The organism is Microbacterium sp. A8/3-1, assembly GCF_040267695.1.
GTDB lineage: Bacteria > Actinomycetota > Actinomycetes > Actinomycetales > Microbacteriaceae > Microbacterium > Microbacterium luteolum.
In genome coordinates this window covers 1275331-1300008 of record NZ_CP158357.1, presented here as the reverse complement: position 1 = coordinate 1300008, position 24678 = coordinate 1275331, and the positions used below count along the sequence as shown (strand labels likewise).

The following is a 24678-nucleotide window of genomic DNA, read 5'->3' as shown; positions in this document are numbered from 1 at the left end:
CCGCAGCTGAATGAGTGGGCCAGTGACAGATACCCGAGATCTTTTCGCCGTCGTCCCGCGTTCCGAGTTCGATACTCCCGGCACCAGCCGAGGGCTCATCGATGTCGTGCGCTGGCGCTACCTCCTGTACCTGCTGGTGCGCACGGGGGTCACGACCCGCTACCGCAACTCCGTGCTCGGCTGGACCTGGTCCTACGTCCGTCCTGGCGCGCAGTTCCTCGTGTTCTGGGTGGTGCTGGGGCTCTTCCTGAACCTCAACCGCGACATCCCGAACTATCCGGTGTACCTGTTCTCCGGCATCGTCGTCATCAACCTCTTCTCCGAAGCGTTCAAGAACGCGACCACGTCGATCGTGAACAACGCGCCGCTGGTGCGCAAGGTGTTCCTGCCGCGCCAGCTGTTCGCGGTCTCTTCGGTCGTGGTCGCCTTCATCCACTTCCTCCCGCAGCTCGCCCTGCTGCTCATCGTCTGCCTGTTCATGGGCTGGATCCCGAGCGTCTCGATCCTCGGCGTCCTCGCCGCGCTGGCGGCGATGATCATCGTGTCGCTGTTCGCTCTCGGGATCGGGCTCTTCTTCGGCGCGCTCAACGTGCGCTTCCGCGATGCGGAGAACATCGTCGAGCTGCTGCTCCTCCTCGCCACCTGGGCGTCGCCCGTGCTCTACGCCTGGACGATGGTGCAGGAGGCGATGGACAAGCTGGGGTGGCCGGACTGGCTCGTCGACATCTACCTGCTGAATCCGATCACCCAGGGCGTCGAGCTGTTCCACTACGCCTTCTGGCGTCCGGTGACGAGCACGACGCTGGCGCTGCCGCCGGACCTCGCCTGGAACACGCTCTGGACGTTCCTGATCGCGATCGTCACCCTGCTGCTCGGCCAGCTCGTCTTCCGACGTCTCGAGGGAAGGTTCGCGCAAGACCTATGAGCACTGCAATCGCTTCGCGCCCCAGCATCGTCGTCGACGGTGTCCGCAAGAACTTCACGCTGAACCACGCGCTGTCCTTCAAGGACACCGTCGTGGCCTGGATCCGCCGTCGCAAGACGAGCAGCACCTTCGAGGCGCTCAAGGGACTGGACCTCGTGATCAACGAGGGCGAGTCCGTCGCCATCCTCGGCCTGAACGGGTCGGGCAAGTCGACGCTCCTCAAGTTGATCTCGGGCGTCATGGAGCCCGACGCCGGCGAGGTGCTCACGCGCGGACGGGTGGCCGGTCTCATCGAGGTCGGCGCCGGGTTCCACCCCGAGCTCTCCGGCCGGGAGAACGTCTTCCTCAACGCCGCCATCCTCGGGATGCAGCGCAAGGAGGTCGAGGAGCGCTACGACGAGATCGTCGCGTTCAGCGAGATCGAGCAGTTCATCGACCAGGAGGTCAAGCACTACTCCTCGGGGATGTTCATGCGGCTCGCGTTCTCGGTCGCGATCCACGTGGAGCTCGATGTGCTCCTCGTCGATGAGATCCTCTCGGTCGGAGACGCCCCCTTCCGGGAGAAGTGCCGCCTGAAGTTCGGCGAGCTGATCGCGCAGAAGAAGACGCTCGTCGTGGTCAGCCACGACATGGAGATGGTCCGAGAGCTCTGCACCAGAGGCGTGGTGATCAACAAGGGCCAGATCGTCTACGACGGCGAGATCGAGGGCGCCATCGCGCTGGTCGACGAATGATCACCGACTGGCTGGCGCAGTCCGGGCTCTTCGCCCTCGCTCTGGCCGTCGTCTTCGTTCCCGGTCTGCTGGTCGGCCTCGTCCTCCGACTGCGCGGCCTCGTCCTGTGGGCGGCGGCGCCGGGGATCTCGGTCGGCCTGCTGTCGGTGCTGGCGATCGCGTACTCGTTCCTCGGCATCCGCTGGGGGCATCTGAGCGTCGCCATCGGCGTCGTGATCGTCGGCGCGCTGCTGTACGCGATCTCGCTGCTCGTCGGCCGCCGTCGGCTCGCGCCGCCGCGACGGCGGTCGCGCGTGCCGAACCTGCTGCTCTTCGCCGGTCTCGTCGTCGGCGGCGCCCTCAATGCGGCGCGCCTGATGACGTACGTCGGCGTTCCGGAAGCGATCTCGCAGACGAATGACGCGGTGTTCCACCTCAACGTCCTCCGCTGGATCGCCGAGACCGGAAGCGCATCCTCCCTCGACGTGTCCGGGCTCATCGGCGGCACGACGTTCTATCCCGCCGCCTGGCACGCCATCACCTCGCTCGTCGCGGTGGACGTGGCGCAGATCCCCGTCGCGGCCAACCTCGTCTCCCTGGTGATCGCCGCGGTGATGTGGCCGCTCGCCATCGCACTCTTCGCCCGAGTGGTGAGCAACGGGAACACCGCCGTCACCGCTCTGGCGGCTGCCCTGTCCGCCGGACTGCTCGCCTTCCCCCAGCTGATGTTCGAGTGGGGCGTGCTGTACCCCTACGCTCTGTCGCTCGCGGTGATCCCGGCGGCGGCCGCGCTCACGATCGACGTGGTCCGGATCTGGATGGGCGCGGCCCCCGGGGAGAAGACACGTCGGGCGATCGGTGTCGCCGCCGCAGCGCTTCTCGCCGTCGCGGCGACGACACTCTCCCAGCCTTCGTCGATCCTGGTCTGGGGAGTGCTGGTGATGCTGTGGCTCACCGGGACGGTCCTGCTCCGCTATCGCACGAGCGATCGGCTCTTCCGTCGTCGGTCGCTGGTAGTCCTCATCGGCGGGTGGGTGGCGGTCGCGGTCGTGTGGCTCGCGCTGGCGTACCTCGCCGGTCACGTGCTCTGGAGGTCGTACCGCGGGATACCGGGAGCGCTCGTCGACGTCGTCCTGAACAGCCACTCGCTGCTGCCGGCGGCGTGGGGGACGAGCGCACTTCTCATCGTCGGCCTCGTCGTCGCGGTACGGGCGCCGCGCCTGCGCTGGCTGGTCGTCGCCTGGGCCGGAGTCTCCCTGCTCTACGTGATCAGCGTGGCCACGGACCTTCCCGTGGTCAAGCGTGTGCTGACCGGGCCGTGGTACGGCGACTCCTTCCGCCTCGCGGCCATCGTCCCACTGATCGTGGTGCCTCTCGCGGCGATCGGGCTCGCTGCGCTCATCCGCGTCGTGGCGCGACGATGGCCGGACGCCGCCGTGCTCGCCCGTACACCGCTGACGGGTATCGCGATGGCCGTCATCGCCGTGGCCGGCACCGTCGGCGTGGTCGTCGCACCGGTCATCCTGCTGCGCGTGGCCGCCGACACCGACGAGCAGTCCCGCTACGCCATGGACGCGGACAGCTACCTCTCCTCCGACGAGTACGCGCTCCTCCGCGAGCTCCCGGACCTCATCCCCGAGGACGCCGTGATCATCGCGAATCCGTCCACGGGCGCCGCCTTCGCGTATGTGCTCGGGGACCGCGACATCATCCCGCGCACCTGGTCGCCGCCGCAGTCCCAGGCGTGGGATACCCTTTCCGTCGGACTCCGCGATGCCGGCGAGGATCCCGCGGTCTGCGAGGCTCTCGCCGCCTACGGGGCACCCGAGTACGTCCTCGACTTCGGCATCGGAGGCACGGGGCCCGGTGAATACCTGATGCCGGGGATGACCGAGTTCGACGGACAGCCCGGATTCGCCGAGGTGGCGCGCGAGGGCGATGCCAGCCTCTGGCGGATCACCGCCTGCGACTAGCGGTTCTCCGGCTGCCCGGCATCCGTCTCGTCGGGCTGTGCGGACGGGCTGGACGCCTGGAGCAGCGCCAGCTTGCGCGCCAGCAGCGTCAGTCGCCGCTGCTGTGCCGCGTTCCGACGCGACTGCGTGTAGACGAACACCAGGAACATCAGCACGAGGGCGTAGAGCAGCAGGTCGGTGCCGCGGCCGACGCCGACGAGGTTGGCGACCCAGGTGAGCCACTGCGGGAAGAGGATCGAGATGATCGCGACGAGTCCGAACGCGCCGTAGAGCAGGCGGCGGATGGCGAGGTGGCTGTCGGCGCCCGTGCGGCGCATGAAGACGGCGCCGATGACGACGACGGCGGCGATGAGGACGATCTGGATCCACATGGCGTTACCTCACGATCAGGTCGACGAGGATGTTGACGGAGTTGAGCACCGACTGCCCCTTCGACTTCGAGTAGTCGGTGTAGAGGAGCTCGACGGGGTGCTCGATCCACGGGAGTCCGGTGTGTCCGAGCTGCAGCACGATCTCGGTGGCGTGCGCCATCCGGTCCTGCTTCAGCGAGATCTGACTCGCGGCGTCGGCGCGGATGACCCGCAGGCCGTTGTGCGCGTCGGTGAGCTTGACGCTGGTGGTGAGGTTGGTCACCCAGACCGCGGTCTTGAGGATCACGCGCTTCATCAGGCCGGGATTCGTGCGGTCGTCGAGGAACCGGGACCCGAAGACGATCGCCGCACCCGTCTCGCGGGCGGCGGCGACCATGGCGATCGCATCGTCGACGCGGTGCTGGCCGTCGGCGTCGAAGGTCACGATGTACTCGCATCCCGGCTGCGAGAGCGCGTAGTCGATGCCCGTCTGCAGCGCGGCGCCCTGGCCGAGGTTGATCGGGTGCTCCACGATGTGCGCACCAGCCGCCCGCGCCTCCTCGAGAGAGCCGTCGGTGGAGCCGTCGTCGATGCAGACGACGTTCGGGAAATGGGGGAGCAGGGTCGCGATCACCCCCGAGATGACGCTCGCCTCGTTGAACAGCGGGACGACGACCCAGGTGTGCGGATCGGGGCTGACTGGGTTGATCACCCTCCTATCCTCTCAGGAAACGACTGGGTGAACAGATAGGATGACCGAGTCCCCTTCTTCACCCACGAGGAGAACCCGTATGCCCTCACCGACCGATGTCCGGATCGTCGATTCGGCCGATGTGTCCCCTGAGGCGAAGATCGGAGCAGGAAGCTCCATCTGGCATCTGGCGCAGGTACGCGAGGATGCGCAGCTCGGTGAGAACTGCATCGTGGGGCGCGGCGCCTACATCGGCACCGGCGTGATCATGGGCGACAACTGCAAGGTGCAGAACTACGCGCTCGTCTACGAGCCCGCGAAGCTCGGCGACGGCGTGTTCATCGGACCGGCCGTCGTGCTGACCAACGACACGTACCCGCGGGCGATCAACGCCGACGGGACGATCAAGAGCGCGCACGACTGGGAGCCCGTCGGCGTGACGATCGAGCGCGGCGCGGCCATCGGCGCGCGGGCGACCTGCGTAGCCCCCGTGACCATCGGGGCCTGGGCCACCGTCGCCGCCGGCGCCGTGGTCGTCAAGGACGTGCCGGCCTACGCCCTCGTCGCGGGCGTTCCCGCCCGCCGCATCGGCTGGGTCGGCGAGTCGGGCGTGCCTCTCGTCGCCGGCGACGACGCGAAGACCTGGGTGTGCCCCTCGACGGGTGCGCACTACATCGAGACTGACGGAACACTGATCAAGGAGACCGTGTGAGCGAGTTCATTCCCCCCGCCAAGCCGATCATCGGCGACGAAGAGCGTGCTGCTGTCGATCGCGTGATGCGCAGCGGCATGATCGCGCAGGGTCCGGAGGTCGCGACCTTCGAGAGCGAGTTCTCGGCGCACTTCGTGCCCGGTCGCCCCTCCGTCGCCGTGAACTCCGGCACGGCGGGTCTGCATCTCGGGCTGCTCGCCGCCGGCGTCGGCGCGGGCGACGAGGTCATCGTGCCCTCCTTCACGTTCGCAGCGACCGGCAATTCGGTCGCGCTCACGGGCGGAACCCCGGTCTTCGTCGACATCGAGCCCGACACGTTCACGCTCGACCCCGAGGCGGTCGCCGCGGCGATCACTCCCAAGACCAAGGGCATCCTGCCGGTGCACCTGTACGGTCACCCGGCACGGATGCGCGAGCTCGAGAAGATCGCCGCCGAGCACGGCGTCGCGCTCTACGAGGACGCGGCACAGGCGCATGGCGCCTCGCTCGACGGACGCCCGGTGGGTTCGTTCGGCGAGTTCGCGATGTTCAGCCTGTACCCGACCAAGAACATGACCAGCGGCGAAGGCGGCATGGTCACGACGGCGACCGACGAGATCGCCCGTCAGGTCAAGCTGCTGCGCAACCAGGGCATGGAGCGCCAGTACGAGAACGAGGTCATCGGCTTCAACGCCCGAATGACCGACATCCACGCGGCCATCGGCCGGGTGCAGCTCACCAAGGTCGACGCCTGGACGAAGACGCGCCAGGCGAACGCGGCGTTCCTCGACGCCAACCTGCAGGGCGTCGTCGTACCGCCGGTCGCCGACGGTGCCGTGCACGTGTACCACCAGTACACGATCCGCGTCCCCGAGGATCGCGACGGCTTCGTCGCCGCGCTCAAGAGCGAGCACAACGTGGGTGCCGGGGTCTACTACCCGATCCCCAACCACCGTCTGCCCTCGCTGACGCATTTCGCGCCGGGACTCGACCTGCCGGAGACCGAGCGTGCGGCTCGCGAGGTCGCCTCGCTGCCCGTGCACCCGTCGCTGAGCCAGGACGACCTCGAGCGCATCGTCGCCGCCGTCAACACCGTCGCCGGAGCGGGCGCCTGATGGGCAACCTGCGGGCCGGTCTGCTCGGCGTCGGGATGATGGGGCGCCACCACGCCCGCGTACTGCGTGACGTCGACGGCGTCGAGCTCGTCGCGATCGCCGACCCCGGGGGCGACCCTCACGGCGTCTCGGGTGGACTCGAGATTCTCCCCGACATCGACGCGCTCATCGCGGCCGGCATCGACATCGCCGTGGTCGCTGTGCCGACGCGGTTCCACGAGGATGCCGCGCTCAAGCTCGCCGAAGCCGGAGTGCATACTCTCGTCGAGAAGCCGATCGCGCACAACGTCGAGGCGGGGCGCCGGATGACCGACGCCTTCGCATCACGGGGCCTCGTCGGCGCCGTCGGTCACGTCGAGCGCTTCAACCCCGCTCTGCAGGAGATGCGCCGCCGCCTGGAGGCAGGCGAGCTCGGTGACGTGTTCCAGATCGCCACGCGCCGTCAGAGCACGTTCCCTGCGCGCATCGCGGATGTCGGCGTCGCCAAGGATCTGGCTTCCCACGACATCGACCTGACCAGCTGGGTCGCCCAGAGCGAGTACAAGACCGTGTTCGCGCAGACCGCGCACCGCAGCGGCCGTGAGTTCGAGGACATGATCACCGTCACCGGCCGCCTGGCGAACGGCGTGATCGTGAACCACCTCGTCAACTGGCTCTCGCCGATGAAGGAGCGCGTCACCGTCGTCACCGGCGAACGCGGCACGTTCATCGCGGACACCGCGACCGGCGACCTCACCTTCTACGCCAACGGCACGATCCCGCTCGAGTGGGACTCGATCTCCTCCTTCCGCGGAGTGTCGGAGGGCGACATCACCCGTTACTCCTACGCGAAGCGCGAGCCGCTCAAGGTGGAGCACGAGGCGTTCCGTGACGCGGTGCTGGGCAAGCCGAGCGATCTCGTGACGATGGAGCAGGGTCTGCATACCCTCGCCGTCGTCGAGGGCGCGGTCACCTCGGCCGCCACCGGCGTGTCGACCACTTTCTGAGTAGCGGAGCGTATGAAGAGAATCTGGCCGGTCCTGAAGGACCTCCTTCCGCTGCTGCCCGAAGGCGCGCGGCGTTACTTCGCCGGCTACATGGTCGCGACGACCGTGATCACCGCACTGGATGTCATCGCGATGTCGCTGCTGGCCCTCATCATCGGGCCGGCGCTCTCGGGCGGCACCCTGTCCTTGCCGATCATCGGCGAGGTATCTCCCGAACTGCTGCCGCTGTTGGCGCTCGCCGCCTGCGTGCTCATCATCCTCAAGTCGGTGCTCTCCGTCACGCTGCACTGGTTCGCCACCCGCCGGTTCGCCAAGTACGAGCTGGAGATCGGCGACCGGATGTTCAAGGCGTACATCAACTCGAGCTGGGAGGAGCGCTCGAAGCGCTCCGTCGCGGAGATCACCCGTATCGCCGACGCCGGTATCGCGAACACCATGGCGGGCTTCCTGCTACCACTGATGAGGGTCCCGAGCATGATCTTCACGTTCGTGCTGATCATCGCGGTGCTGCTGGTGGCCGATCCGTTGACGGCGATCATCGCCTTCGGATACCTGGGCCTTGTCGCGCTCATCGTGCACCAGGTCGTCACCAAGCGGTCACTCGAGGCCGCGCAGGTCAACCTCACGTACAGCTACCGAGTGGCCATCCTCATGACCGAGATGATGGAGGCGCTCAAGGAACTGAGTCTGCGCAACCGTCTTTCCGAGGTCTCGGATCTCGTCACGACGAACCGCAGCCGCTCGGTGCGTGCGCGAGCCAACGGCTCGTTCCTCGGCATCATCCCCGGCTTCGCCTTCGAGGCTGCGCTCATCGGCGGTGTCATCTTGATCGGCGGTTTCTCGTTCTGGCAGGGCGGCATCACGGCCGCGCTGTCGTCCGTCGCACTGTTCGCCGCGACCGGTTTCCGGCTGATCCCCGCCATCACGGGTATCCAAGGCGGCATCGTCCAGGCCGTCGCGAGCACGCCGTCCGCTCTCGATGTCATCGGCGACCTGATGTCGGCCGAGAAGGACATGGAGACGTCTACGACCCCGGCCGACACCGCGGTCCTCTCGGAGAACCCGCGCGAGCTCCGACTCGACGATGTGCGATTCCGCTATCCGAGCGCCACTGAAGACGTCATCCGCGGCATGTCGCTCGACATCCCGCTCGGCAGCTCACTCGGAATCGTCGGACCGTCGGGAGCCGGCAAGTCCACTCTGATCGACCTGCTCCTCGGTCTGAGCCAGGCGTCCAGAGGTGAGATCTCGATCGACGGCGCGCCGCTCAACTCGGTGCTCAAGCAGTGGCGCGGCCGCGTCGGCTACGTCCCACAGCGCGTCGCGCTGTTCGACGGCAGCATCGCGCAGAACGTCGCTCTCACCTGGACCGAGGAGGTGGACGAGGAACGGGTCCTCAACGCTCTGGAGCGCGCGCAGCTCGGACCGCTGATCCGCTCACGTGCGGGCGGCATCCACGAACGTATCGGAGAGCGCGGCGTCTCGCTGTCCGGCGGCCAGCAGCAGCGGCTCGGCATCGCCCGCGCGTTGTACACGGATCCTCTCGTGCTCGTGCTCGACGAGGCGACCAGCTCGCTCGACACCAAGACCGAAGACGAGGTCACCAAGTCGATCCGTGCCCTGCAGGGCGAGGTCACGCTGATCTCGGTGGCGCACCGCCTGTCGACGATCAAGGACTACGACCGGATCTGCTACGTCGACGAGGGTGTCATCGCCGCCTCCGGCACGTTCCTCGAGGTCGCCTCGATGCTCCCGGACTTCGCCGAGCAGGTCGTTCTCGCGGGGCTCGCCAGAGACCTCGACTGAGTCGGGTCGCCGACTCCGGTCAGGCTGCGCTCATCGAGCGCAGCCCCGCGAAGAGCGTGCGGAACGGCGCTTGCCGGTGCAGCACGAGGAACGGGTTCCTGGGCGTGAGAGCCCCGACGGTGCGATAGTTCCACCGTGCGTCGAGCAAGTGCAGGATCCGGGCCGGGTCGGGCGCGGCTCCGTGGAGCTCGTCGATCACCTGGCGGTCGACCCTGGCGAGGAGCCGCAGCACTCCGGGAGCCATCCGCTCCAGTCGCTCGATGACGGCGATCAGGTCGAGTCGATGCGATTCCAGGCCCTCCGGTGCATTCACGCGCGCGAGGATCGCATCGAACAGGTGCACCCGGAGGATCTTGATCGCGAGGGCTTGACGGTCAGCACGACCCAGACGGGGGTACCAGGGCGTTGCCTCGATGGCGTCGAGGAATGCGAAGTCGGCGGCGACGTCCCTGCTCGAGAAGGTGACCCGGTCATCGGCATCGTCGTGCACCAGGTAGGCGGGGCCCGTCATGTCGTAGGCGATGTGCTGTCCGGTGAACCAGAGCGTGGCGGTGTAGGCGAGATCCTCACCGGATGGCAGCCCCTCGGTGAAGCGCAGGTCGGCGAAGCGCTCCCGGTCGACCACGCCGAGCGGCGCTGACCGGTAGGTCAGGCGGTCCTTCCTGGCATCGAGTGACCGCTGTCGACGGCCGTTGCGCACCGGGGGGTACGGATCGCTCCCTCGTCCGACGATGCGGATACGCGCGAGGACGGTCGATGCGCCGGTCTCGGCCTGCAGACGCAGCCACGAGTCGATCGCACCCGGAGCGAGTTCGTCGTCCGATCCCATCACGGAGATGAAAGGGGCGGTGGCCTGATCGATGCCGTGATTCATGGGACCGGCGGGGGAGCGGATGCCGTCTTCGAACGGGAGCACGCGCACACGGTCGTCCGAGAGCAGCACGCCCAGGTTCGACGAGATCACGGACGGATCGATGTTGTGCGCCACGACGTTCACGCGCACGTCCGCCCTGGTTCCGTCGAGGACGGATCTCACCGCGCGATCCACCGGACGGGTTGCGGAGTGGACGGGTATGACGACGTCGATCTGCGGGGTGCTCATCACTGGAATTCTACGGGGCGGCGGGGTTCGGGCGAGGCGCCGGGTATCCTGGGTAATCGACCGCCCCCGATACCGGAACCGAGACGAGATGTCGCTGCCCTCCCGAAACGTCCTCGCCGAGCCGACGCAGCGACTCGACGCACTGACCGGGCTCCGGTGGTGGGCGGCGTTCCTGGTCTTCTTCTACCACATGCTCGTCTTCGCGCCGGTTCCCGGACTGCTGGCTCAGGTGTTCTCGTACGGGTACTTCGGGGTCACGTTCTTCTTCGTGCTCTCCGGCTTCGTGCTCACGTGGTCCGCGCGACCCGCCGTCTCCACGTCCACGTTCTACTGGCGGCGCTTCGCCCGGATCTGGCCCTCGCACATGGTGGCCCTCCTCCTCGCCATCCCGGTCTTCTACACTTTCGCCGTGATCCCCGAGGGCAGCTTCCTCAAGCCGTTCGACCTCGGCATCCTGGCGCTCTCGGTCGTGCTGCTCCAGGCCTGGTGGTCGAATCCGATGATCCTCTTCTCCGGCAACCCGGCGGCATGGACGCTGACCTGCGAGGCGTTCTTCTACGCCCTGCACCCGTGGATCTCGCGGGTGCTCGTGCCCATGGCGAAGCGAGGGGCACTCCTTCTGGCGGCGGGCGTCGTGCTCTACGCCTTCGTGTACCGGGCGGGTGTCGCCCTGGCGCCCGAATCCTGGTTGCCGCTCGTGCCGCTGCCCGTCCAGCGCCTTCCCGAGTTCGTGCTGGGCATGGCTCTCGCCTGGGCCATGCGCAACGGATGGCGCCCGCGCATCCACCCCTTCGTCGGCGTCGGTGCGATGGCGGCGGCCATCCTGGCCATCCTGCTCAGCAGCCGTCTGAACGGTGTCGTGCCGCTGATCGGCTACGTCGGCACCTTCGCCAACGAGCTGTTCACGGTCGGATGCGCGATCGCGATCGTCGCTCTCGCATCCGCGTCGCTGAACGGTCGCCGCGTCTTCTTCGACACCCGTCTCCAGGTCAAGCTGGGCGAATGGTCGTTCGCGTTCTACCTGGTCCATGCGACGGTCATCTACACGGCTCTGCGGCTCTTCGGCCTTCAGCCGCCGTCGTGGACGAACCTGATCTGGTACGTCGTCCTGCTCGCGGCGTGCATCGTGGCCGCCTGGGCACTGCACTCGTTCGTCGAGCGCCCGCTCGAGCGTCGGATGCGCCGGTGGAAGGACAAGCGCGACGCGACGCGCTCAGTCCCGGTCGGAGCCGCCTGAGCGGTTGATCCAGCCGTCCAGGAGCACGGCGGCGCTGCGCTCGCCCGAGTGCACCGCCTGCACGTACGCCGGCCCGCTCTCGGCGATCGCCCGCGCGCGAACCGGATCGGCGAGGAGTTCGCTGACGACGGCTCGGAGCGTGTCGGGAGTGGCCTCGACGATCGGCAGCTCCAGACCCGTGTCCGAGAGGATGTGCTCCCGCACCTCCGGAAGGACATGGCCGACGACGATCCGCCCCGCTGCCATGGCCTCGCAGGCTGCCACCCCGTAGGACCCGATCCGGAACTGGTCGAGCACGATGTCGGCGTCGCCGATGATCGCCGGCATCTCTGCGGAGCTCACGCCGGCCACGAGGTCGTATCGGATGGCCTGCTCGTCGACGAGAGGCTGCAAGGCGGGCGCGATGTGGTGGCTGCCCTTCTGGACGGCGGAACTCGAGACGTGGATCACTCGCGCCGTCTGGCCGACCAGCACGGGGTGGTCCTGGGCGAAGCGTTCAGCATCCACGACGACCGGGCACCATCTCGCCCAGGGGACGTCGAGGAGCAGATCGGGCGTCGACACGAATGTCGGACGGCGGAGCATGTCGAGGAGGGCGATGTTCGCGTCCGCGTCGGCCTGGAGCATGTCCGTGCGGGGGTCCTCGGGGTAGGGCGACCAGGGGGTCAGTGCCGCGTGCGCGCGAGGACTGCGGATGTCGGTGCCGTGAGCGAGGAACGCGACGGACAACCCGGCTGCCTCGAGGGCCTCGACCTCGGCGAGCACGCGACGAGCGAAGAGCCCGCCGAAGATCGGCCGCTCCGCCTCGATGAGGACGTGGGTGAAGGTCCGCACCGACTCCCACTCCGCGCGCTGCCACTCGGCGGAGGCGTTGTTGACGGCGATCGGCACAGTCGTGTCGGCCGGGAAGGCGAATCCGCCGGGGATGTCGACGGCCATGTTGCGTGCACCCACATCGCTCTGCGCGCGCTCGAGCGCCCGGGCCCAGAGGAAACCCTGACCGGAGTAGTTGGTCGGGGCGATGTAGACCCGATTGACCGCGTCCGGCGGCTGCGTGTTCGGGGCGCCGCCGCCGCCGAGAATCCGGTAGGCGAGTCGACCGATCAGGCCGTCCGGGTTACGGGCGGGGGCATCGATGATGCGCGTCGCCCACCCCGGCAGCGACGAGCGACGGCGGACCAGCCAGCCGGCGACATCGTGCAGACCGGCCATCTCAGTCCTCCTCGGGGTCGGCGGCCGCGGCCTCGATGTTGTCGACGACGCGGCGGGCGACCGCTGCGAGGGAGTGCTCCTCGGCGGTCCAGCGTCCGAGCGCCTCGCGCTCCTCCGCCTGGAGCGGCGTGGTCGCGAGCTGTTCCATCGCGATGGCGATCTGTGCCACGTCGTGCTCGCACGCGATTCCGGCCCGCACGTGGCGGTTCGCCTCCCGCAGGAACGTGGCGGTGGGTCCGGGGCCGGCGAACAGCACGGGGCAGCCGGCCGCGAGAGACGAGTACGCCTTGGTCGTGAAGGCGTAGTCGTAGCCGGTACCCGGTCGCAGGGTCGCCATGCTCGCGACGGCTTCGTTCAGATGCGGGAGAAGCTGCTCCGCCGGCACCGCGGCGAGGAACTCGACCGCGTCGGCGACACCGACCTCGCGTGCGCGGGCCTCGATCGTCTCGCGTTCGCTGCCGTTGCCGATGAACCGGAGCGTGTAGCCCGGATGCTCGCGGGAGAAGATCCCGAACGCGTCGATCAGGGCCTCGGCTCCGTGCCAGGGCGAGTAGCTGCCCGCGTAGACGAAGAGCCGCCGCACCGGGATCGCGGAGTTCGGCGAGAACGCCCCTGTGTCCGCCCCGAAGCCCGTGACGGCGATCCTGCGGGTGACGCCGAGCGCCCGAGCGCGTGTGACGACCCCCTGGGAGATGGTGACGAGACGCTCGGCGCCGCGCATCCCGAACCCCTCCATCGCACGGAGCACCCGGATGACGAGCGAGGAGTTGGTCGCCTGATCGGCGGCATCGGACCAGATGTCGGCCGCGTCGTACACGTAGGGGATCCGACGCAGCGCGCACACGATGCGGACGACGAGCCCGGTGGTGGGCGGCGGTTCCATGAACACGACGTCGGGGCGACGCATGAAGAGCATGCGGAAGGCGAGCGGGATGTCGAAACTCAGGTACGGGATGTAGCCGCGCACGTACCCCTGGCGGTCGCGGATGACGGGGAACGTGCGGACGGTCTCGGAGTGACGGGGAGTCGTCATCCGTCCCGGCGGCCGAGCAGTGAGCACGATCACCTGGTTCCCGCGGTCGGTCAGCTCGTCCGCGACCGCGCCGAGGAAGAGCGACGCGGCTGACGGCTCCGGTCGATAGATGCGCGAGACGATGGTGACCAGCATGGGTTCAGACCGCCAGGAAGTGCTTCAGGAGCACCTCGCGCGAGAAGGCACCGTCATGGAGACGACGGACGAACGTCGGCCCCGACGCGGCGATCGCACGGTAGTGCTCGCGACGCGCGACGATGTCGCGCAACACGGCCTCGATGTCATCGGGCGTGGCCTCGACGACGGGGAGCGGCATCGAGGCATGGCGCTCGACCTCGACGCGCACCTGATCGGTCACATGAGCCAGCACCAGACGGCCCGCCGCCATGGTCTCGCAGGCCGCGACGCCGTAGTCGCCGACGCGGAACTGGTCGAGCACGACATCGGCGGATGCGAGCACGGCGGGCATCTCCTCGTTCGGGGTGCGTTCGAGTTGCACGAACTCGATCAGACCTTCGTCGTGAAGCCGCTGCGCCGCCGGGACGATGAGGGGCGTCCCCTTGACGTGGGGGTTCGTCGGCGCGTGGATGACCTTCAGCCTGTCGCGCTCCAGCACGGGTGCTTCGTTCACCCACTTCTCGGGTTCGATGACCACGCCGAGGAAGTGCGCATCCGGAAGGTCGATGAGGAGCCCCGCGGTCGAGACGAACGTCGGCAGGCCGAGTTCACGGATGACGCGCAGGTTCTCGGCGACCACGGCCTCGACCTTCTCCGCCGCCACCCACTCGTCGCTGTCCACGAAATGGGACCAGGGTGTGGACTGCAGGTGCGTGGAGGGGAGCCGGACGTCCGTGCCGTGTCCGATGATCCCCACACGGGCACCGTTGCGCTGCATGAGGGCCACCTGCCGCGGGAGATCCCCGGAGAACATGCCACCCAGAACCGGCACGCAGGCCTCGACGAGGACATGGGTGTACTCCTCGGCGATGGTCTCGACCATGGCACGCTGCCAGGCGCGGGAGTGCTCCGAGGTGCGCCACGGCACGACGTAGTCGGCGGGGTACTGCAGGACGTTGTTCTCGGCGTGGACGAAGTTCCTGGCCGAGGCGCTCCCGGACTCCTCGATCGCCCGCGACCATCGGTAGCCCTGGCCCGCGTAGTTGACCGGGCCGATGAGCACGCGGTGAGGCCGTGTCAGATCGGGATGAGGCGGCGGAGGAGGCACGACGCCGTTCGCCTTGTCGACAGCTGCGGCGATGGAGTCCTGCACCGGCTTGGGTACCAGCTTCCAGATCCGCTCAATCGCGGGATGCATGCGCGTCACCTTCCTGGTCCGTATTCGTGCGTGGACGTATCCACTCGTCTGTCAGCACCGCGGCCGCCATGCGACCGTCGTGGACCTGCCGCACGAAGTCGACGCCGGCTTCGATGATCCCCGAGCGATCCGGAAGGGCGGCGAGGCGACGAAGGGTCTCCTCGATGCTCGGAGGATCGCTCTCGACGACCGGAAGCGCGAGTCCGGTGCGCCGGTCGACCTCGTCACGGACGCGATCGGCGACGTGGCCGACCACGATGCATCCCGCCGCCATGGCCTCGCAGGCCGCGACGCCGTAGGAGCCGATGCGCACCTGATCGATCACCACGTCGGCATCGGCGAACACGGCGGGCATCTCGGCACTCGGAACGCCCTGCACGAGACGGAGGTCGATGACCCCGTCGTCGGCGAGCTTCTCGAGCGCCGGAAGGATGAGCTGCGTTCCCTTGACCGCCGACACCGACGGCACATGCACGACGCGCAGCGGACCGTCCGTGCGGTTACGGGGCGCAGCGGCCCAGCGAGACGGGTCGACGACGACCGGACACCAGGCGGCCGACGGCAGGTCTTCCAGCAGATCCGGAGTCGAGACGAACAGAGGCCGGCCGCTCTCGAGCAGCAGCCGGATGTTCCTCGCAGCGAGGACCTCCGCTCTGGGCGCATAGATGCCGGGATCCCCGTAGTGCGACCACGGGTTGTCAGCCATATGGCGCGAGGGGAGTCGAACGTCGGTCCCATGGGCCAGGAACGCGACGTCGACGCCTCGTTCCTGCAGCGCCGTCGCCTGGGCGACCACCGAGCGCGACAGCATCCGCCCGAACGGGGGCTCCTCGGCCTCGATGAGCACATGAGTGGCGCGGCTCGCGGCGTCGAACTCGCGCTGCTGCCACTCGGTGCCGTTGTGGTACGTCCCGACGGGGACGACGAGGTCTGCCTCGAACGAGAATCCGCCGGGAACGTCGACGGCCGTGTTGCGGGCCGAGATCGACGTGTCCGCGGCCTCCAGCGCGCGTGCCCACGCTCGACCCTGGCCCGAGTAGTTCATCGGGGTGATGAGGACCCTGATCGGCTTGTCCTCGAATTCGGTGGCGGGAACGGTTCCGGCAGGAGCGGCGGGACCGAGCCGACGTGCGGCGATCCGGCCGATCGGGCTCATCGGGGCGTCCGCGATCCGATCGACGAGGGAGTTGATCCAACGAGGCAGACGATTGCGGTTCACGAGCGCGGAGCGATCGTGGAACGGGCAGCGGTCATCCATCCAGTCTACCGAGGCGGGGATGTGTCCTCCCGGGAACCCGCGCCGCGGCCTCCTAGACTGGACCGCATGAGTGTCCGGATCGCATACGAGGACGTCCGCCCTTCCCCTTCCGAGATCGTGACGTCGTGGTGACGTCCTCCGAGCGGCCGCGGGTCCTCATCCTCTCCTACGACGCGATCGATATCGATCCGCGGGTGATCAAGCAGGTGCGCCGGCTCGCAGAGGAGTACGACATCACGACCTGTTCGCCCGGTGCGTCTCCGGACCCGCGCGTCGAGCACATCGCCCTCGATCCCGATGATGTCCGACCGCGCGGACGCTGGGGGAACCTCGTCGACGACATCGCCCGCGAGCGGGAGTGGTTCCGGTGGGGGTACGACCACGTGCCTCTGGTGCAGCAGACCCGACGTCTGCTGCGCGGGCGCCGGTTCGATGCGGTCATCGCGAACGATGCCGAGACGCTCGGGGCGGCCATCTCCGTGGCGGGAGTGGAGCGAGTCCATGCCGATCTCCACGAGTTCTTCCCCGGACTCCCCGTCGACGACACGAAACTCGGTCTGCGGCAGCGCCGGTATTGGACGTGGCTCATCACCCGGTTCGCGTCGCGCGTCCGGTCGTCCACGACCGTGGGCGCCGAGATCGCGAAGCGATACCGCGAGTACGGACTCGATCCCGGCGTGGTGACGAACGCGACGCCGTTCCGGGACTTCGCTCCGACGCCGACGAGCCGTCCGATCCGGCTGGTGCACAGCGGCAACCCCTTCCGCGAGCGAGGTCTCGCGGAGATCATGCAGGCGGTCGCCGCCTCCTCGGCCGACGTCAGCCTCGACCTGTACCTGACGTACAACCCGCCCACCGACCGCGAGCACCTCGTCGCTCTCGCCGAGAAGCTCGGACCGCGGATCACGGTCCACGAGCCGGTCGGGCAGGCAGAGCTGATCGATGTGCTCCACGGCTATGACGTGGGGATCCACGTGCTTCCGCCGACGAGCGAGAACAACGCACTCGCGCTGCCGAACAAGTTCTTCGACTTCGTGCAGGCCAGGCTCGGCATCATCGTCGGGCCGTCCATCGAGATGGCCGGCATCGTGACCGAGCGGGGTCTCGGCATCGTCACAGCGGACTTCGCGGAGTCGAGCATCCTCGCGGCGGTGGACGGACTCACCCCCGAGCGGGTCGACGGGTTCAAGGCCGCCGTGCAGACCCATGCGTCGGCCCTCTCCGCCGAGACGCAGGTGGAGAACTGGGCGACAGCGGTCAGCGCGATCGCCCGCTCCCGCTAGGCGCGGAGCTCAGCCCTGCCAGTCGCTCTCCAGGAGTGCGGCCCATTCGTCGAACTCCGGCGCACCGGTGATCCGTCCCAACGCGTGAAGCTGCTGGATATGGATCGGGTGGTAGGTGGCGTTCTGCCACTCGACACGGCGGCAGTAGTCGCGCTGCGTGCAGTAGTACGACACGGCGCCCTCGCCACCGCGGATCAACGGCATCGCCGTCAGGATCGCGGTGGCACCGCCGTCGATGTACGTCGCGACTCTCTGGTCCCCGCTGAGCAGCCAGTATTCGTAGAGCCCGAAGATCGCGAACACGTGCCCGTTCATGACCAGGAGCGGCGGCTGGTCACCCGCGTACTCCTCGAACCACAGGTAGCCGTTGTCCACGACGGTCGCCCACGGCTCGGTGTTGCCCTCGCCACGCTGGAAGAACGACTCCACGGTGCGGTCGGCGGCCTGCCGCCACTGTGGATTCTCCGGTTGGATGGCGGCGAGGCGGGAGAACACCGTCAGCGCCTCACCCTGCGCCATCCCCGACCACCAGGGTGCCGTGAGCGTGCGATCGAGATAGGTCCAGTCCCAGTCGTACTGGAACCACCAGGCGCCGTCGCGCTCCACGTGCGTGTCGACGAGCTCCTGGGCGTTGCGTATGGCCCGCGTCAGCCAGATGTCGTCGCCGGTCTCCTCCCACCGCAGCAGCGCTGCCATCGCGTACTGCGCGTTGACGATCGGATGCGGCAGCACCTTTCCGGTGGCCTGTTCCCGGTACAGCGCGAGACCGGAGTCGTCGATCTCGGTGATGTCGACGTCGACCTGGATCCGGTCGTAGAAGGGGTTGAGGACGTCGGTGCGCAGAGTCCACCCGGATGTCGCGAAGCCTTCGTCGTTCAGGCTCGTCGTCGGAGCCGGCGCGACAGTCGGGCCCGGCGAGACCGTCGAGATCGGCGGGGGAGACGCCGCGGGTTCCGGGGCGGGACCCGTGCATCCCGCGAGCAGGAGGGCTGCGACGACTGACGCCGCCAGCCGCGAGGCGACGGCGCTCGCCCTGCGAGAGGTCACCGCTCCGACCCCGGCTCCGAGCTCAGAGCGCGTTCGAGCGCGCGCCGACTCGCCGACGCCGAGGCATGGCGCATGGACCAGTCCCAGCCGCGGTCGGCCAGCCTCGACATCCGCTCCGGGTGCGCGAGCACGTCCGTGATCACGTCGTGGAGTGTATCCACGTCGGCGACAGCCCACGCTCCCTCCGCGTCTTCGCCCAGGTCGGGCTCGTCGGCCACCCGTGCGCTCGTGACGAGCACGCAGCGGCGCGCCATGGCCTCGACACCGAAGACGCCGGGCACCGAGGCGTAGAACTCGTTGAGCGCGATGTGCGCCTCGTCGAGCGCGGCGAGCACCTGCTCGTGCGGCACGCCGATCAGCTCGCGGTACTCGACCTGCGGGTGGGACTGCGTGATCCGGGCCATGACCTCGCGCACGACATCCGTCCCCTTGAGCAGGGGATTGGAGGGTGCGTGCACGACGACGATCCGCTCGGGGGCTTCGAACTTGGCGGTCGGGCCGACGAACTGCTCATCGGGGTAGAAGTAGAGGAAGGGATATGTGCGTCCCTCGAGATACGAGAGTTGATCGTTCCGGGCGTTGAAGATCGCCTCGGAGTGCCGCTCGGCCACCTGCGCGCGGGTCCGGCGTGCGTCGTCGTATTCGGGAGTCGCGAAAACCGGGTCGATCGTGACGAGGATCGACCCGATGTTGGGGCGACCGCTCTGCTCCGCGCGCTCCACCGACAGGCGCGGCGAGCGGATGTCGTTGCCGGTGAAGTAGCAGACGAGGCGTCGACCGCGGCTCCGGATGAACGCGAACTCGAACTCGCGCTCGTCGTGGTGGCCTTCGAGGAAGGCGCCGCCGCCGACGTAGATGAAGCCGCGTGCGCGGTTGACCAGCCACGCCAGCAGGATCGGACCGCCGTACAGACGGCGCCACGTCGCGAGACGGCCCCCGAGGGCGGTGGAGGAGGTCTGGATCACGGCGTCGTAGGGCACGTCGTAGAACGGATTCCTCGCATGGATCGCGGTGTAGCTGTTCGGCAGCGCCTCGGCGATGTGCGTCGCCATGAGCGCGATGTCCTCGGGGCCGACGACCCAGTCGATCCGCCTCGTGAACAGCGCGAAGGGCTTGAACACCCAGTACAGCGTGCGCAGGAGCGCCTGCTGGCGCCGGAAGACCACCGACGTCGACGCGGTCATCATCGCTTCTTGCGCGGGATGCAGAACTTCACATAGAAGCTCTTGGGGACGCGGTCGAGCTTCCACATGAGCCAGAAGAACGGACGGAGCAGCTCGAACCGCCGCTTGTACGTCGGATAGTCCGTGTAGTCCTTCTTCGGCATCGTCATGATGTGCTCGAAGCCCGCGTCGTCGAAGCCGATGCGCTTCTTCACCATCGCGATGAGCTCGGGGTCGCCGTGGCGCGGCTCGATGAACTGCGCGGCAGCGAGCCTCCGGTCCATCTGCCCCGAGCGCACCAGCGCGGAGAGCTCGATCTGACGGAAGTTGATCCCGAAGCGGGTCGGCAGGAAGTACGTGTGGTAGAACGCGGTGAAGCGGTTCTCCAGGTGGTGGCCGCCGTACCACTGCCAGCCGTACTCGTCGGCGAGGAAGCGCTTCGCGTCTTCCTTGTTGTAGTCGATCCAGTAGAGCGGGCGGGTGCGCTGGATCCGGCTGAACGCCGACCACTTGACGAAGTTCGCGAAGTCGAGGTTCGGATAGGTCTTCATCGGCACCGTGCCGAAGAGCTTGTGAACGCCCTTGATGTAGCCGCCGTCCATGTACAGCCAGCCCATGGGGGAGATGCCCTCGGTGCGGAACGAGTGGCCTTCGACGATGTGGCGGATGCCGTGCTTCTCGGCAGCGCGATACAGCACGCCCATGAACCCGATGTCGGTCGGCGCCTCGATGTCCTTGACGCCCGCGAGCATGAACGAGCGGTAGATGTCGTCGTACTCCGCGTTGTCCACCACGTACGTCTCGAGGTCCACGCCGAGCTTGTCGAGCACGGCGAAGATGTTCGACGTCGCCGTGGGGGAGTTCCAGGTGTTGTCGAAGTGCACGGCCAGAGGGCGCACGCCCTTCTTGACGAGCAGGTGCGCGAGGTAGGACGAGTCCGTGCCGCCGCTGACGCCCATGATGCAGTCGTACTTCTTGCCGCGGCCCGCCGCCTTGAGTTCGGCGACGAACTTGTCGAGCGCCTTCTCGCTCTCGACCCCGATCGGGTACTGCTTGTCGAGCGAGTCGTGCAGGTGGCAGTAGTAGCAGACGCCGTCGGCGTCGAAGGCCGCGCCGGGCACGTCGGAGGTGATGATGCATCGGCGGCACACGTTCGGCGAGCTCAGGAACTCATCGGACGTGGCCGCATCGAACTCGCGGCCGAACTGCTGCGCGGCGATGGGTTCCCCGCGCCCGTCGAAGAGGTGGCCGAAGAGCGCGTCGATCTGCGGACGCGTCGGGTAGTTGATGAGCACGCTCTCGCGCCCGGACTGCATGACGAACGCCGTGCCGGCGGCGACGGCCGACGCCCCCGCGTGCTCGATCGGCGCGACGAGGTCGGTTCGTCCGCCGACACCGCCGTGGGCGATCACCGGCACCGTCGCCGTCGCTGCCACCGCACGGACGAGGTCGAGGTCGATGCCCTCGCGAGTGCCCTCGTGGTCGATGTTCGTGACGAGGATCTCGCCGACCCCGACGTCGGTGGCCAGTGCGACCCACTCGTCGACAGTGAAGGCCGCGGCATCCGCTCCTCCGCCGGTGTGGACGACGTAGCCGTCCTCAGTGCCGCGCACGTCGAGACTCGCGACGATCGCCTGCGATCCGAGGGCGCGGACCATCTCGCGGACGGCATCGGGGTGCGTGATCAGCGCCGTGTTGACGATGATCTTCTCGAAGCCCGCGGCGATGATCGCCTGCGCCTGCGCGGCGGTCTCGACGCCGCCGCCGTAGGCGAGCGGGATGAACGCCTCGGTGGCGATCCGGTTCAGCAGCTCCATCCGCGCCGGGACCCTGCTCTTCGCCGCGCCGATGTCGAGGATCACCAGTTCATCGACCTCGAGGTCGTTGAAGATGCTGATGACGTTGACCGGGTCGCCGACGTAGCGGGGATCTTCGAAGCCCTTGGTCTTCACGAGGCGGTCGCCCTCGAGGAGCAGGACGGGGATCAGCCGGGGATAGACGTGCATCAGGCCTCCGCCACCGCGAACTCGCCGAGAAGCGCGAGTCCGAAGCGGTGGCTCTTCTCGGGGTGGAACTGGATCCCGATCACGTTGTCGCGCTCCACGGACGACGCGTAGCGCTCGCCGTACTCGGTCCACGTGAGGACATCGGCTTCGTCATCGGGGGTGACGGCGTAGGAATGGACGAAGTAGAACCGTCCGCCGGCGCCCAGGGACGGCGCGAGGCGCGACGGCTTCGCCGCGACGGCCGCGCTCCATCCCATGTGCGGGACGAGCAGGCGCGAGCCGTCGAATTCCTCGGGGAAGCGGTGAGCCCGTCCGGGGATCAGCCCCAGCCCTGGCCGCTCGCCCTCGTCGCTGCCGTCCATGATCAGCTGCATGCCGAGGCACACGCCCGCCAGAGGTGTGCGCCTGTCGCGCGCCGCCGTCACGACGGCCTCGCCGAGGCCGGTCTCCGTCAATCGGTCGACCGCGTGGTCGAAGGAGCCGACGCCGGGGAGGATGATGCGTGCGGCGTCGACGACCGTCTGCGGGTCGCTGGTCACCTCGGAGGAGCGCCCGACCTTGGCCAGCGCGTTGCGCAGCGAGCCGAGGTTCCCCACGCCGTAGTCGACGATCGTGACGTCAGGTCGGGTCATCGCGTCGTGCTCTCCTCGATGCTCAGCCGCAGCGCGTCGGCGATCGCATCCATGTCGTCCTCGGTCAGTTGCGGATACAGGGGCAGGGTGAGTGCCTGATGGTGCGCGCGCGTCGTGTGCGGGAGCGCCTCGTCCGGGATGCCGAACCGCTCGCGGAAGTACGGCTGCAGGTGCATGCCGTACGTCCCCAGCGTCGTCTCGATGTCGCGCGTGCGCATGCGGCGGATGACCTCGTCGCGGTCGATGCGGTCGTCGAGGAGGACGACGTACGACTGGAAGGTGTGCGCGGTGCCTGCGGGTTCCGTCGGGACCTGCACGCCCTCGATGCCGGAGACGCGGCTCGTGAGCTCGGATGCCGCGCGCCGGCGACCGGAGACGATGTCGTCGATGCGGGTCATCTGGGCGAGGCCGATGGCCGCGTGGACGTCGCTGAGCCGGTAGTTGAAGCCCGCCTCGACGAACTCCATGTACAGCTCGCCGCGGACGGCGCCGTGCGCGCGCAGCACGGCGATGCGCTTCGCGAGCTCGTCGTCGTCGGTCGTGATCATCCCGCCCTCGGCGGTCGTGATGATCTTGCGGGGGTGGAACGAGTAGACGCCGGCGGTGCCGAGCGTGCCGGCGTGGCGCCCCCCGTACGTGCCGCCGAGCGCGCAGGCAGCGTCCTCTAGCACCGGCAGCTCGTGCCGCGCGGCGACGGCGTTGATGGCGTCCATGTCCGCGCAGAGGCCGAAGGCGTGCACCGGCATGATGGCGCGGGTCCGGGCGGTGACCGCCGCGTCGAGGAGTGCGGGGTCGAGGTTGAACGTCGCCTCGTCGATGTCGACGAACACGGGCGTGGCGCCCTGCTGGATCACGGCGTTCGCCGTCGCGGGGAAGCTGAAGCCCGGGATCACGACCTCGTCTCCGGGCTGGACGCCCAGAGCGACGAGGGCGAGATGCAGACCCGTCGTGGCAGAGCTGACGGCCGCGGCATGGCGGGCGGCGGTGTAACCGCGCACCGCCTCCTCGAACGCCGCCGTCTTCGCACCCTGCGTCAGGTAGCCGGACTCGATGACCTCGCGGACCGCGTCGACCTCCGGGGCGCCGGTCAGCGGGATGTTGAGCCTCATGACAGGACCGAGGTGTACCACTCGACGGTCTGGCCGAGCGCGTCGTCGGTGAGGCGCGGCGACTGGTGGCCCAGGAGCGACTCCAGCTGCGACACGTCGGCGAGGTGGCGGCGGACGTCGCCGGGGCGCTCCTCCGTGTGGATGACCGGGTGGTCGGGACGTCCCATCAGACCGAGGATGCGCGAGACGAGCTCGTTGACCGAGGTCTCGACGCCAGTGGCGAGGTTCAGGACCTTGCCGCGGCACGCGTCGGAGTCGTGCACCTGGGCGATGAGGTCGGCGCTGTCCTTGGCGAAGATGAAGTCTCGGGTCTGCTCGCCGTCGCCGAAGATCTCGATCGGCTCGCCGTCGAGCACGCGGCGGACGATGATCGGCACGATGCCGGCGTAGGAGCCGGGGTTCTGGCGCGGACCGATGTTGTTGAACGGCCGGATCACGGTGGCGTCGATCCCGAAGGTCTGCACGTAGGACTCGATGATGTGGTCCGCAGCGGACTTGCTCGCCGCGTAGGGCGTGATCGCGTCGTGCGGATGCCCCTCGTCCATCGGGATGTAGCGCGCGGAGCCGTAGGCCTCGGAGCTGGAGACGTGGATCAGGCGCTCCACGAGACCGCGGCGCGCGATCTCACAGAAGGTGGTGGCGATGCCGACGTTCGTCTGCACCGTCCATGCCGGGTAGGTGAGCGACGTCGGCAGGGGGATCACCGCGAGGTCGAAGACGGTGTCGATCTCGTGGGTCGTGACGACGTCCTGCATCGCGGCGAGGTCGGCGGCATCGAGACGGATGATGTCGATGTCGGGGCGAGCAGCCTTCGCCTCCGCGAGGTTGTCCATGCTGCCGAGGAAGAAGTTGTCCACGACGGTGATCCGCCGGGGCTCGTCACGGATGAGTCGATCGACCAGGTGGCTCCCGATGAAGCCGGCGCCGCCGGTGACCAGGATGGATTTTGAACGCACAGACATGGATTTCGAGTTCTCTCGTTATCGAGCTCCCGTGGCATCACGGAAGCGGGCAGACTGCTAAGTATCATA

The 24678-nt window shown here is 68.2% G+C and carries 22 protein-coding genes; 9 read left to right on the top strand and 13 right to left on the bottom strand.

What is annotated here, in order from left to right; genetic code table 11:
• Positions 1-22: 22 nt before the first annotated feature.
• The 3 genes from ABS642_RS06515 to ABS642_RS06505 are packed head-to-tail and all read left to right on the top strand — an operon-like array spanning position 23 to position 3611.
• The gene (locus tag ABS642_RS06515) at positions 23-925 is read left to right on the top strand and encodes an ABC transporter permease (protein ID WP_350352679.1); all 903 of its coding nucleotides are present in this window, start codon (positions 23-25) and stop codon (positions 923-925) included.
• Positions 922-1659: an ABC transporter ATP-binding protein gene (locus ABS642_RS06510; protein WP_282213883.1), complete on the top strand. Its 738-nt coding sequence runs from the start codon at positions 922-924 to the stop codon at positions 1657-1659. The genes ABS642_RS06515 and ABS642_RS06510 overlap by 4 nt, the downstream gene beginning before the upstream one ends.
• A complete protein-coding gene (locus tag ABS642_RS06505; protein WP_350352678.1) occupies positions 1656-3611 on the top strand; it encodes a DUF6541 family protein in 1956 nt (651 codons plus the stop codon). Before ABS642_RS06510 ends, ABS642_RS06505 begins: the two co-directional genes overlap by 4 nt.
• On the opposite strand, the gene ABS642_RS06500 is transcribed toward ABS642_RS06505, so the two are convergent.
• Together ABS642_RS06500 and ABS642_RS06495 are read right to left on the bottom strand one after the other, a co-directional pair.
• Complete coding sequence (locus ABS642_RS06500; RefSeq protein WP_282213881.1) at positions 3608-3982, bottom strand: DUF2304 domain-containing protein; 375 nt, start codon at positions 3980-3982, stop codon at positions 3608-3610. The two genes, ABS642_RS06505 and ABS642_RS06500, sit on opposite strands and share 4 nt — an antisense overlap.
• A 4-nt stretch (positions 3983-3986) precedes the next feature.
• The gene (locus ABS642_RS06495; RefSeq protein WP_282213880.1) at positions 3987-4673 is read right to left on the bottom strand and encodes a glycosyltransferase family 2 protein; all 687 of its coding nucleotides are present in this window, start codon (positions 4671-4673) and stop codon (positions 3987-3989) included.
• 79 nt (positions 4674-4752) lie between these two features.
• Here ABS642_RS06495 and ABS642_RS06490 point away from each other — a divergent pair, with 79 nt between their 5' ends.
• From ABS642_RS06490 to ABS642_RS06475, 4 genes are read left to right on the top strand one after another with little or no spacing between them, the layout of a single operon-like run.
• Positions 4753-5364, top strand: a complete 612-nt coding sequence (locus ABS642_RS06490; RefSeq protein ID WP_282213879.1) for an acyltransferase — start codon at positions 4753-4755, stop codon at positions 5362-5364.
• Positions 5361-6458: a DegT/DnrJ/EryC1/StrS family aminotransferase gene (locus ABS642_RS06485; RefSeq protein ID WP_350352677.1), complete on the top strand. Its 1098-nt coding sequence runs from the start codon at positions 5361-5363 to the stop codon at positions 6456-6458. Before ABS642_RS06490 ends, ABS642_RS06485 begins: the two co-directional genes overlap by 4 nt.
• Positions 6458-7444 (top strand): Gfo/Idh/MocA family oxidoreductase, encoded by a 987-nt coding sequence (locus tag ABS642_RS06480; RefSeq protein WP_350352676.1) that lies wholly within the window; start codon positions 6458-6460, stop codon positions 7442-7444. The genes ABS642_RS06485 and ABS642_RS06480 overlap by 1 nt, the downstream gene beginning before the upstream one ends.
• A 12-nt stretch (positions 7445-7456) precedes the next feature.
• A complete protein-coding gene (locus tag ABS642_RS06475; RefSeq protein WP_350352675.1) occupies positions 7457-9250 on the top strand; it encodes an ABC transporter ATP-binding protein in 1794 nt (597 codons plus the stop codon).
• A gap of 19 nt (positions 9251-9269) precedes the next feature.
• On the opposite strand, the gene ABS642_RS06470 is transcribed toward ABS642_RS06475, so the two are convergent.
• Positions 9270-10352, bottom strand: a complete 1083-nt coding sequence (locus ABS642_RS06470) for a glycosyltransferase (RefSeq protein WP_350352674.1) — start codon at positions 10350-10352, stop codon at positions 9270-9272.
• 88 nt (positions 10353-10440) lie between these two features.
• Between ABS642_RS06470 and ABS642_RS06465 the strand changes: the two genes are divergently transcribed.
• Positions 10441-11589, top strand: coding sequence for an acyltransferase (locus ABS642_RS06465; protein WP_350352673.1), 1149 nt, complete (start codon positions 10441-10443; stop codon positions 11587-11589).
• On the opposite strand, the gene ABS642_RS06460 is transcribed toward ABS642_RS06465, so the two are convergent.
• Genes ABS642_RS06460 through ABS642_RS06445 form a run of 4 tightly spaced genes read right to left on the bottom strand, consistent with a single transcriptional unit; the run spans position 11566 to position 16407 of the window.
• Positions 11566-12801 (bottom strand): glycosyltransferase, encoded by a 1236-nt coding sequence (locus tag ABS642_RS06460; protein ID WP_350352672.1) that lies wholly within the window; start codon positions 12799-12801, stop codon positions 11566-11568. The two genes, ABS642_RS06465 and ABS642_RS06460, sit on opposite strands and share 24 nt — an antisense overlap.
• Position 12802: 1 nt before the next feature.
• Positions 12803-13969, bottom strand: coding sequence for a glycosyltransferase family 4 protein (locus ABS642_RS06455; RefSeq protein WP_350352671.1), 1167 nt, complete (start codon positions 13967-13969; stop codon positions 12803-12805).
• Between the two features lie 4 nt (positions 13970-13973).
• Positions 13974-15149, bottom strand: coding sequence for a hypothetical protein (locus ABS642_RS06450; RefSeq protein ID WP_350352670.1), 1176 nt, complete (start codon positions 15147-15149; stop codon positions 13974-13976).
• On the bottom strand, positions 15133-16407 hold the full coding sequence (locus ABS642_RS06445) for a hypothetical protein (RefSeq protein WP_350352669.1): 1275 nt from the start codon (positions 16405-16407) through the stop codon (positions 15133-15135). The genes ABS642_RS06450 and ABS642_RS06445 overlap by 17 nt, the downstream gene beginning before the upstream one ends.
• A 125-nt stretch (positions 16408-16532) precedes the next feature.
• On the opposite strand from ABS642_RS06445, the gene ABS642_RS06440 reads away from it, so the two are divergent.
• The gene (locus ABS642_RS06440; protein WP_350352668.1) at positions 16533-17690 is read left to right on the top strand and encodes a glycosyltransferase family 1 protein; all 1158 of its coding nucleotides are present in this window, start codon (positions 16533-16535) and stop codon (positions 17688-17690) included.
• Between the two features lie 9 nt (positions 17691-17699).
• Here the strand turns inward: ABS642_RS06440 and ABS642_RS06435 are convergent, their stop codons facing one another.
• Genes ABS642_RS06435 through ABS642_RS06410 form a run of 6 tightly spaced genes read right to left on the bottom strand, consistent with a single transcriptional unit; the run spans position 17700 to position 24609 of the window.
• Positions 17700-18737, bottom strand: coding sequence for a D-glucuronyl C5-epimerase family protein (locus tag ABS642_RS06435; RefSeq protein ID WP_350352667.1), 1038 nt, complete (start codon positions 18735-18737; stop codon positions 17700-17702).
• Positions 18734-19921, bottom strand: a complete 1188-nt coding sequence (locus tag ABS642_RS06430; RefSeq protein WP_350352666.1) for a hypothetical protein — start codon at positions 19919-19921, stop codon at positions 18734-18736. The genes ABS642_RS06435 and ABS642_RS06430 overlap by 4 nt, the downstream gene beginning before the upstream one ends.
• The gene (locus ABS642_RS06425; protein ID WP_282213861.1) at positions 19921-21906 is read right to left on the bottom strand and encodes an N-acetyl sugar amidotransferase; all 1986 of its coding nucleotides are present in this window, start codon (positions 21904-21906) and stop codon (positions 19921-19923) included. The genes ABS642_RS06430 and ABS642_RS06425 overlap by 1 nt, the downstream gene beginning before the upstream one ends.
• Complete coding sequence (gene hisH, locus ABS642_RS06420; RefSeq protein WP_350352665.1) at positions 21906-22538, bottom strand: imidazole glycerol phosphate synthase subunit HisH; 633 nt, start codon at positions 22536-22538, stop codon at positions 21906-21908. Before hisH ends, ABS642_RS06425 begins: the two co-directional genes overlap by 1 nt.
• Positions 22535-23647 carry a DegT/DnrJ/EryC1/StrS family aminotransferase gene (locus ABS642_RS06415; protein ID WP_350352664.1) on the bottom strand — a complete coding sequence of 371 codons (1113 nt, stop codon included), beginning with the start codon at positions 23645-23647 and terminating at the stop codon, positions 22535-22537. The genes hisH and ABS642_RS06415 overlap by 4 nt, the downstream gene beginning before the upstream one ends.
• Positions 23644-24609, bottom strand: coding sequence for an NAD-dependent epimerase/dehydratase family protein (locus ABS642_RS06410; RefSeq protein WP_350352663.1), 966 nt, complete (start codon positions 24607-24609; stop codon positions 23644-23646). The genes ABS642_RS06415 and ABS642_RS06410 overlap by 4 nt, the downstream gene beginning before the upstream one ends.
• Between the last annotated feature and the right edge of the window lie 69 nt (positions 24610-24678).